Raw genomic sequence first — 669 nt, 5'->3', positions numbered from 1 at the left:
ACTTTTGTTGATGGATTCCCTAACGCGTTACGCGATGGCTCAACGCGAAATCGCGTTATCTTTGGGGGAACCGCCAGCGTCGCGCGGCTATCCGCCTTCGGTATTCAGTGTGTTACCGCAATTATTAGAGCGAGCGGGTAACAGTGAAAACCCTCATGGCAGCTTAACGGCGATTTACACTGTACTGGCGGAAGGCGACGATCAGCAAGACCCAGTCGTGGACTCTGCTCGTGCCATTTTGGATGGACACGTTGTGTTGTCGCGCCAGCTGGCGGAACAAGGGCATTATCCTGCGATTGATATCAACGCTTCTATCAGCCGTTGTATGAGCACTTGTACGCAACCTGCTCATTCCACCATCGCAAACAACTTCCGCCAAATGTACTCCAATTACCTTCAGGTGAAAGAGTTACTGCCGCTTGGTGGCTATCAACCGGGTCAGGACCCTGAGTTGGATCAGTCTGTGTCGATGTATCCGCATTTGCGTTCGTACTTACAGCAATCAGCGAACGAGGCGGTGGATTACACCACCAGTTTGACTGAGCTGGCTCAAATGTTCCAAGGCGCACAGTAGAGAGCGAACGCAGCGATGAAAGCCAAACTTAAAGCGGTCGGCAAACTGCAACAAATGGAAGAAAAGCAGCGTGATAGGGTCGGGCAACAGCTCGA

General features: G+C 52.0%; 2 pseudogenes. Both read left to right on the top strand.

The features are described 5' to 3' along the window. Positions 1 to 574 (top strand): annotated as a pseudogene (gene fliI / locus R8O11_RS28235) (flagellum-specific ATP synthase FliI); the annotation flags it as partial. Positions 575 to 589: 15 nt separating this feature from the next. Then, positions 590 to 669 (top strand): annotated as a pseudogene (locus tag R8O11_RS28230) (flagellar export protein FliJ); the annotation flags it as partial.

This window comes from Vibrio sp. 1288, assembly GCF_033344475.1.
The sequence above is the reverse complement of the archived record's forward strand: the minus strand, read 5'-3'. Positions and strand labels throughout refer to the sequence as shown.